The organism is Desulfonatronum zhilinae (assembly GCF_900182865.1).
In the GTDB taxonomy this organism is placed as follows: domain Bacteria; phylum Desulfobacterota; class Desulfovibrionia; order Desulfovibrionales; family Desulfonatronaceae; genus Desulfonatronum; species Desulfonatronum lacustre.
The window spans coordinates 1-7,223 of record NZ_FXUJ01000049.1 but is presented as its reverse complement, the minus strand read 5'-3'; the positions used below and the strand labels follow the sequence as shown (position 1 = coordinate 7,223).

4 protein-coding genes are annotated in these 7,223 nt (G+C 43.5%); 2 read left to right on the top strand and 2 right to left on the bottom strand.

Annotated elements, in window-relative coordinates:
• Nucleotides 1-240: 240 nt before the first annotated feature.
• Both AC559A_RS18430 and AC559A_RS18425 read right to left on the bottom strand, forming a co-directional pair.
• Complete coding sequence (locus AC559A_RS18430; protein ID WP_498819163.1) at nucleotides 241-1,266, bottom strand: hypothetical protein; 1,026 nt, start codon at nucleotides 1,264-1,266, stop codon at nucleotides 241-243.
• A 259-nt stretch (nucleotides 1,267-1,525) separates the two neighbouring features.
• Nucleotides 1,526-4,207 carry a DUF3987 domain-containing protein gene (locus AC559A_RS18425; protein ID WP_498819162.1) on the bottom strand — a complete coding sequence of 894 codons (2,682 nt, stop codon included), beginning with the start codon at nucleotides 4,205-4,207 and terminating at the stop codon, nucleotides 1,526-1,528.
• Between the two features lie 841 nt (nucleotides 4,208-5,048).
• On the opposite strand from AC559A_RS18425, the gene AC559A_RS18420 reads away from it, so the two are divergent.
• On the top strand, nucleotides 5,049-5,534 hold the full coding sequence (locus tag AC559A_RS18420) for a hypothetical protein (RefSeq protein ID WP_498819161.1): 486 nt from the start codon (nucleotides 5,049-5,051) through the stop codon (nucleotides 5,532-5,534).
• Between the two features lie 754 nt (nucleotides 5,535-6,288).
• Entirely contained in the window at nucleotides 6,289-7,116 is an 828-nt protein-coding gene (locus AC559A_RS18415) for a hypothetical protein (protein ID WP_498819160.1), read from the top strand.
• Nucleotides 7,117-7,223 lie beyond the last annotated feature (107 nt).

Genomic DNA, 7,223 nt, shown 5'->3' with positions numbered 1-7,223 from the left:
CTCCGGCTATAGCAATCCAGTCCTTTGGATTGCCGCCATTGGAATGGCGCAGGTGTACGATGTTCATGGGCGCATCCATGCTGTGTGCCTCCTTTCCTGGGCGTAGCTGTGCCGTTCTCTGATGGGTTGGGTCAGAGCCAGGGCGGTGTTTGTGATGAGTAGGGGGAAGAGAGGGGGTTGAGCTTCTTGATTGGTACGGGATGAGCCCGTGATGCTCAGTAATGGGAGAGGGGGAAGTGGTTAGGCGGCTTTGATCTCCAGTACCGGGTAGGTGCTGGTTGACTGGTAGTCAGAGATGTTCTGACCGAGTTCGCCGAGAAGGGCTTCTACCTTTCTGAGATTGGTAGATGTGCGGGACCGTTCGGTAAGGCGTATTCGCAGATTACGGGCCTTGTAGGTGCCGGGACGTAGAAGCCTCAGGATGTTGTCTCGGGTGGTTTCCTTCTGGGCCTTGATGTGCTTTTCTTGGTCTGTGAGGGTCTGGTATGATTCCAGAAGAGGTTGAAGCTGTTCCGGAAGCTCTGGGCCGGAGTAGGCGGGGCAGGTTCCGAGGTAGGCGCAGTAGCCACAAAGGGGGGAAGGCTCGCAGGGAAGAGGGAGGGCTTCGGGTGTTTCTGATTGGGAGGCCGTTTTTAAGCCTTCCCAGATTTGGATGGCCCTGTTGAGTAGTGGGCAGGCTGCTTCGGGATCGTGCCGGTAATGATTCTGCATCAGCATTGTGCCTTTGCCGAGGTCCAGGACGACGATGGCACCGTCTATACCTTGCCGGTTTGTTGTACGACTGAGCAGAAACATCTGCATGGCAAGCTGCCGTTCCCAGGCAGTAGGGATTTCGGTAAGGGCAGAGGTTTTGATCTCCAGAATTCGCTGACCTGGCAGCAGAATGTCGAGGTGCGCTTTCAGGGGCAGAATGTCCAGAGGCTCGGAACAACGAGGGCAGATTTGTTTGGTGGTTGGCTCGAAGGGATCAAACCATAAACAGGTTGGACAATACTCAACGTACAGGGCCAGCTCTGCCTGATGAGTTGGGTCGAAGTCTGCCAGGGCTTCCAAAACAATTTGTTCTGCCAGGTGGCCCCGCTTCATCAGAAGTAGGGAACGGAGGTCAGGCTTCTTGGGGATGATCTTGCCGAGTACGGCCTTTCTGGGACATTGGCCTACATCTGATGCGCCGATGTAGGATGCACGGTTTCCGAGGGTTGTCTGAGTGTGAACTGATTGCTGATGCTCCAGGGCCGATTCGAACGTGTTGATGTCCATTAACATGATAAGCTCCTTTTGGTTAGTAGTTGGTATTTGGATAGCTTGCTCCTTGGAAGCAATGTCTTATAACAAATTTTGGTATCTGTTTTTGAAAATCAGGGCTGTGCCTCTTTTTTATGCCAATGTTTGAGGTCGAGATTAAATATGATTGCCAGCTTTGCCAGCAATATTGGGCGCTGATACTCTGGTTGAATGTAAACAGCGTGAAGAGACCTCGGTTATTGGCTCACAGCCCTTTATGATTTCCTGAGTCTGTGCTTTTTTATGATTCAAATGGATCTTGGTAAGGCAAGGAATGACGGTTATGACGGTTGATGACGGTTGAAATATCCCAACCGTCATATGTATTCCCTTGATTTTCCTGGGTTGTGACGGTTATGTCGGTTATGACGGTTTTTTCGACTAGTGAACGACAATGTGCTATTACAGCAGGGGTGATTTCCCAACCTCGCTGACTAGGATTCCGTCCCTCGTTAATATTGAGACTTTTACGAATTTTGCCTACAGTTAATGGAGAGAGGTGATGTTCAGGTTTTTGATCTCGGTTAACCTCCTCAGTAATAGCCTGTGTAGATAGGAAATTGTTTCTTACTGAAGATTCAAGATTAATGATAGCCTGGGCAACCATTAATTCTTTACCTGTAGCTAGAGTAGAATTGTCTTTCAGCATGCTCCAAGTAATTTTAGTATGCTGAATAAGCCAGTGTGTTAATGTAATAGCATTATTCATAGTTTCCAGAGATACATTGGTAGTTATATCTTTGTTTTCTAGTATTTGAGTTGAAATGTGCATTAATAAACAGATCCTTAAACACCGAGCTTTCATCTTTTGAAGAACTGAGTCTTCATTATCAGCAGAGCCCATCCAAGATTGAGTAGAAATCTCATTGTTGAACTCAATAAAAGAATTTTTAGCCTCCTCAGCACACTGAATCTCAGTAGGAATGGGATCAGGCTGTAATAAAGACATCTTAAATGCTATATGTTCAAGTATATCACCAACGTCTTTCGATTCACACTTGTCACTCCACAGTGAAGGTCCGTTGGGATATGCATTAATAAATGCAAATCTAGATGTGAATCCACTTTCAATTTCTGTTTGTTTAAAGATATTTTTCAAAATACCAGGTTGTATAGTTCCAAAAATAGACAATGTTGCATCAGGAACATATGAATTCCTATTGTTGTTTACTCTGTTTGTTTTCCAGTCTCTACTATCATATGCCTCAATTAGTCTGGTTATAGTACCCCCTTGTTTCTGTGAATATTTGTCTAGATTGTAGAACAAACCACTGATTTCATCTTTGATGATCGCAATTCCCTTCGGATTGTAAATCAGTGAGTTTGTTAGTGCCTCAATAGTAAAATCGTCAGCAATTATTTCTTTCCTGATAGGATGGTCAGGCTTACAAATAGAATTCTCATTTTGAAGTTTTTTGTCTTTCTTTGTTTCTTCCCATATATCATACTGAGTTTGATACATCTTGATATCATCCTCATACTGATAGTAATACATTCTCTCAAGATCCGTGATTGCCTTGAATGTATAGTTTGTAGCTGGTGTCTTCCCCACACCTGATCTTGCTACTATGGCAATATAGAGATTCCCATGTTCAATCCAGTTGTCTTTGATCTTCAGACCACATGATCTTCCTACCAACGTAGCCAGAAATGCTAACATTGCAGCAATACAGATTTCAATCGGTACTTGCTTTGCAGTCGCAATTTCTTGCATGCATAGCCTGAGGGCTGGATGAAATACACCGAGAGGGGCAGGTGGAATTGCTTTTACAGTTTTACTTTCAAAATAACCGTCATAACCGTCATAACCGTCAGGACCGTTGGTATTGCTGGGTTTACGGATGACGGTTGGGTTTTGGGAACCGTCATCAACCGTCATAACCGTCATTCTTTCAAGGTCAGGAATCTCTGCTGGATGGTCGATTCCGTATTTGATTCCATCACGAATAGTTTTAAGAGCACTTTTGATATCCTTTGCGCCACTATCTTCAACAGCACGTTGGAGAGCTTCATAAACATGCTCCTCATCAAGACCGTAATGAAGATACCCACCTACCAACCTGGCCTCCTTCAGACGGGGATTATGCTGATTGCCTGGATGACTTTTCCGAATACGTTCGCACGCAGACTCAACAATTTTCCAGGCATAAAGAGCCTTCCCTGAGTATTCATGTTGAGTTGTAGGCTTGCTCGGTGCCTTTTTTGCTGGTTCAGAATCATTTGATTCCTTACTTGGTTCATCCCTTGGCAACCATTTCAGAATTTCAAATTCTTTGGGTTTTTTTGAAACATAAATATCTGGATCGTAAGATAGAAAAGTCAGCCGAGCTATATCCTTGCAGGCTTTGTCTATATTAAGGCCATACTTTTGATGAATATAGTTCTCTGCTGCGCTGAAAAATACTTTGTGATCAGCATCGCTTCTAATCGCTTCAGCGTAAAGTAAAACCTTTACTCCATAACCGCTAGGACTTCTGAAAGCAGCAACTACGTACTCATCAGATTTCATAGCCTCCATTAAGCTTTCAGTCTGTTCGTCTGTATGGTCAAAGTCCAGAACTATCAGGCCACTTGGTTCAGTTATTGATGCGTTGTTTCGCTTAGAGAATACGCCTGAGAATGTTACAGCAGGCAAATTTTTCTTGTACGCAGAATAAGCATCAGAACCATGTTCCTTCAACAATTTTCGAGCATGTTCAATTCGCTTTTTCATGCCTTCATTATTGAATATTTTTGTCAATGCCACACTTGTCTTCAATTCTTCAACCGGTACAGGGTTCATAGCAGACTCAAAAACAGACACTTTAGCAGCTAATGCTTTCTGTCTAATTTCCATACCTTCCTCGCTGTTAGATGTTTGGTTCTGATCAGATCGATCATTAGTTTCCGTACAAGTCGTCTCAGTGGTAATGTTGGTTGTCATTTCGCGTATCCTTTGTTGCTAATGGTTAAATCCAATGTTCCTGTGCCTTGGTTAAGATCATGGAACCATCCGAAGGGCGGCCCCCTACCTTTTCGCACTCCAATACAAAGCTTGGCTAAATTTTTTTGATCCCCTTGAAGCATTCCAGAATCAGTCAGGTTTATGTCCATTGATTCGTCCTGCTGGTTCGTGTTGTTTTCCAAAAGAAAATTCCCCACTGTAAATAATGGGACAATTGAAGGCATTTTTGAAGTGAATTTCGAAAAAAACTTTTTCTGATTTCGCTTTCGAATTCGAAGCTAGTAAATAATGTCGTGAAAACCGAAAAAGTGAAGCGACTGGTACAAAGAAAATTAAAATTCGTTCTCTCAGTCTAAAACAGCAGGTACTAGCCAAGGACTAACAGCACCCGGCATCACCTTCCTTATTACTTCCGCTCTGGATTCGTCTTAAATTCGTCCATCTCTCTAGTACTCCACTCGGACCATTCACTACTTCAGTTCAAAGTATCATCCCTCTTACAGCCCCCCCTCACTGAGCCATCACCAAGCCCCGACAAATCACCATCCCCCTCCCCAAAAATAAAAAACCGCAGCCCCCAACTATCAGCTGGAAACTGCGGTATAATATCCATCTATCATTTCTTTATCTGTATGCTGCCTAATGGGCTTCCACAAATACTGACAGCCCGTCAGAAATACGCCATCGCGCATCACACCAAAAGAAATTTGAATTTCTTTTCAAAAATCACTTCACTTTTGAATACAAATACCACATTATTTAATATACGCTTTTTAAAACCAACGAGTCACAGTTCAACTAACCACAAAGGACAACACTTATGGAGCAAACCAAAAACACATCGCAGCCGACAGAGCAAGAGAAGGTAAAGCCTACCCCAATGGTTCCTACGATCTTCGGAACAAGCAAACAGCTTGCACATCTGCTGATAACGCCAGCATTCAAGGCATCATTACCCAAGGGATGCAGGGATGAAGAAAATCTTGAAAAATTCCTGGATTTTTACAGAGGATGCAAGATTGATTCTCCACTGGAAGGGCTTCTACATTTGCAGCTATTTGCCCTGCACATGCAAAGCATTGACCTTCTTGCAGAGGCTCAATCATCAGTTATTTTGGAAACGAAGGAGAAATACTTGGGTCTGGCGAACAGGCTTACCCGAACTTTTACAATGGCTCTGGATGCTCTTGGAAAGTACAAACGGCAAGGAACACAGATCATAAAGGTGGAGAAGATTCAGATATCGGAAGGATCGAAGGCAGTAATTGGAAATTTTAACACTGAAACACAGGGGCAAAACAAATGACACAAAACGACACACTATTCACAAAGGCAGGAACACCCGCAAAGCACCCAACAAAGCTCGGCAACATGAATGCTTTGAAGCATGGCCTAAACACCAGAGAAGCGCAAAAGCGGTGGAGAGATATGGAGAACGCGATCAGAGAGGTTCGGTCAACACTACGGAAACTGGCTGTGGTAAATCCAGAGCTGAAAATCACTTTTAACGAAGAAGGAGATACTGAGCTACCTACAAGCAAAGATGCTCAATAAATACTTATTGAACAGGATTAAAGCCGTTTTAAGCCTTCAAAGCATATTCTGGGCACTTACTATGCAAATTGAACAAAAGGCTCGTTAAAAGGCAAATGCGGCCCTTACAGGCACATGTCAGATGCACAGTATATCAGTTAACAATTCAGCCTAACCACTAACCACTACATATAGGAACAAAAATAATGTTTAGAGTAATTGAAGGAAAGCGCTTTGTACTAATAGGCTTTGACAACAGGAATCAGTCAGACCTTTACTGGAACTCTCTCAAACTTTGCAGAGACCCGAAGTGTCGGCAATACAGTTGCTACGGTGACGAGGAAGATATTAAACAGGAAATGGAGTACTCTCTTAACGACCTGGATGATTTCATTCTAGGAATGAATTGTTTGTCTTTTCTGAAAATACCAAGAGGGCAGTATGACAGGATAAAGCCTTTACTTGAGAAAAGCTGGTAATACATACATTCTTTTTATCAACCCATAAAATAAGTAGGACCACACATCATGGACATTAACAAATTCGTTAAAGCATTAGCAGCTGACAAAGAAGAGCATATTTCTGACGCACTCAATTCCCTGGAAGAGCTTTGGGTGGACGACATGCTTGAAGATGCAGAAGCTCTTGCCAACACTTTACTGAAGTTACTCGACCCAGCATCCAAGAATTACTATGAGTATCAGCTTTCTATTTACGAAACCCTTGGCGACATCTATCTTGTTACCGATAGATGCGATCTGGCAGAACAGACTTTTCAAAAGCTGCTGAGCACCAAAGAGATCAGGAACAGAATGGTGCCGTACCAATACGCAGACACTCACAAAAGCCTTGGAGAAGCACTATACAAGCAAGGAAAATACCTAAATGCTTTATTGACATTGGATAAGGCAAAGGCTTTATTCGAAATGCTTGAGCGTACACACAAACGTCAGTTAGACGACATTGATATCACTAGGTCTTACCTACTGGCAGAGCTGGGCTACACCGACCAAGCTTGGGAAACGTTTCTGATAGCAATTTCTTCCTTCTCGGTTACACCAATAGAGCATATTGAGAAATATCTAGAAGGCTACATTCAAATCGCCGAGCATAGCAACAACGCAGGAAATAATGACAGAGCAAAGCACTTCGCAAGCGTTGCTATTCAATACGCACTAGACTATCACAAGCGAATTTCAGAGCATCTTGCAAAGGCTTTCCGTAATCTGGCTACCTACTACCAACCGACTGATCCCAACAAGGCCCAGCACCTAATGCAAACGTCATGTGACTTAGTGAAGCATCTAGCAATAGTTCAAGGCTTCGCTCTGACCAATCCAGACAACGCTGTATAGCGTCAGATCATGTTCTAAAAAAGAAGAGGCCGGAAGGAACATTCAGTTCTTTCCGGCTTCTCTGTTTGTAAGCTCCAGCCCTTCACCCCACCGAGCAACAAACCCAT